2 protein-coding genes are annotated in these 2,383 nt (G+C 29.8%); both read right to left on the bottom strand.

The features are described 5' to 3' along the window. Positions 1–203: 203 nt before the first annotated feature. Entirely contained in the window at positions 204–935 is a 732-nt protein-coding gene (locus ACWYN7_RS17175) for an RloB family protein (RefSeq protein WP_462861204.1), read from the bottom strand. Then, a complete protein-coding gene (locus ACWYN7_RS17170) occupies positions 920–2,116 on the bottom strand; it encodes an AAA family ATPase (protein ID WP_462861203.1) in 1,197 nt (398 codons plus the stop codon). Before ACWYN7_RS17170 ends, ACWYN7_RS17175 begins: the two co-directional genes overlap by 16 nt. Between the last annotated feature and the right edge of the window lie 267 nt (positions 2,117–2,383).

Here is a 2,383-nt window from a genome sequence, read left to right as displayed (position 1 = left end):
GAATATTAAGTCAGTAATTTACAAATTTTACGTTAGCCTACGTACTGAGGAGTTTTTGGGTTTCTATGGGGGATTGCGTACAACGGTCTAGTATAAGAATAGTAGCGGATTTTTAAGCACTAACTTTTCAGTTGAACACAGACCTTTTTTATATATACTTACTTTCGTTTTAACGATTAAACCGCTATTATTTTTATACATTGTTAGCCACTGGCTTTATCTTCATCCTCTTTTTTTAGTAATTCTTCTAGGCCGAATAATTCAGCAACTAGATGATGAACTTTCGTAGAAGGATTATGATTAGCAAAATCAAAACGACCTTCAAATTCGGTTTCTAGCTTTGTAGCAAACCTGATAGCTAATTCAAGATTACCGTTCTCTTTCAACAAATTATACATTTCTGTACTATTCTTTTGATATTCGTAATCTTCTCCTACTTTAGGCTTTAGATTTCCTTCAATCAATTTTTGATACATTTCCCTATTAATAGCTGTATTATAGAAATGAAAATGTAATAAATACCAAAGTTCAAAAGCTTCATTAGTCCAAGCACATCCAATTTCTGGTGAACTATTTTTACAAAGATTAATAGCTTCGTTAAAGTTCTCAGGCTCAAAACTATCTCGGTCAAATACAACCCATATTTTATCGATTGAAAGACTAGTTTCATTTTCTAGTCGCTCTTTCATTTTTATTGATTCTTCTACCAATGAAAGAGTATTTCGACCTGTTCCTTCAATGTCAATTCTGCAAGAGGTCAGAACACCTTTTGGTAAATCATTTTTTAATGACTCGAAATAGTTTGGTTCAGTTTTTTCTCCTTCACAAACGATAAGAAAGTATTTTCTCTTATTTTTTGTGTTTCGTTTTCTTTTATGTGCATCTCTTGCTAATCTCTTTTGAATGTGATTAGGGATTTTTACTTTTCTAGCCATTCTTTTATTGTGTTTGAAACATTACCAATAAAAGGGATAGCACCATATCTTCCTTGGATATAGTCCTTCTCAAATTTTCTATCTTTTCTTACCGTAATTCCTCCATCTCCTTTATATTCAACAAGAGAGTATAAGTCAGAGGAAAAATTCTTGTCTTTTTCAATGAAATAAATTTGGTCTCGTCTAAATTTACCGTAAGAAAATAAATTAGTGTCGTGAGTTGAAAAGATTAATTGAGCATTTTTCGGGTTATGCTCTGTAGAATTGAATAAACGAGTAATTGATAGTGTTAATAATGGATGTAAACTAGCGTCTAGTTCATCAATTACTAATATTCCACCATCTGTAAGGACATCAAAAATAGGACCTGAAATATTAAAAACTTTATTTGTACCTGAGGATTCTTGACTACGCATATCAAATTCTACATCAGTAAGATTATTGTTTAATGGATTTCTTTTTTTATGAACAGTTTTTACATTCACAATTTTTTTTCCTTCTAAATCTGACACTAATTGTTTAACAATGTGTTCAGGCATATCATCTGGAATATCACTTGAATTAAAATCTTTTTTCTTGATTGCAACATTGTTAAAGCCAAGGTCTAAATCGTTATAAAAAGATTGAAGCAAGTGTTTACTCTCTTCTTTTTCGAGCATTTCAAAGGTTACAGATTTATATCTTTCGTGTCTTAAACCTGAAATTGTAATAAAATTATCAAACCATTTCATAATTTGATTGGCTAATTTACCATTGAATTGGTCTATTACAGATAGAAATAAAGCATTGTCTCTGGTTTTTTCTTCTAAGTCTTTGGCTTCTTTATATTGAGGACTAACATCAATTCCATCATCTTCTCTTACAAACAAGTATTTTTCAGCTATTTTTTTTGCTTCCATTAACCATTCTGCTTTAATTTCGGAATTGGTTAATTCAAAGCCATAGCGATATTTAGTATTATTTAATAAAAAAGTAACTTCAAAGAATGATGGTTCAGTTTCGGAAACTGTATCTAGTAAAAATGGTTCTATATTTAGGTCGGAAGTAGAAGACTTTTCAAAGGATTGAAAAACAATTCTACGCATTGTAGACATTGCTTTTATTAAATTGCTCTTACCACTTGAATTAGCACCATAAATTACAGCTCCTTTTAATATATTATGTCTCTCTGTATGTATCAAGTTAGTATCCCCAAAATCAGTAATATTTGTCGCTTTCAAATCAAGACATACTTCGTCCTTGATAGATAGGAAATTTTTAACTCTGAATTCTAATAACATTGTAGTTGTTTTTTAAGTAAAAATACATAAAAAAATGTAATTATTGAGATATTTTCTCAATAATCAGTGTTTTTGATTTAAATGCAGGATGTTTTGTATTATCCTGATATAGGTTGACCTTTTTTTAGGTTTAATTTATACCGTTCAAATTATTTTTTTAGCCGTTTA

Source organism: Polaribacter sp. M10 (assembly GCF_054968445.1).
Note: the sequence above shows the minus strand (reverse complement) of the source record. Positions and strands in the feature narration are given on the sequence as shown.

Coding starts and splice junctions, on each gene's coding strand:
- ACWYN7_RS17175 (WP_462861204.1), bottom strand. CDS start 935: ATGGCTAGAAAAGTAAAAATCCCTAATCACATTCAAAAGAGATTAGCA.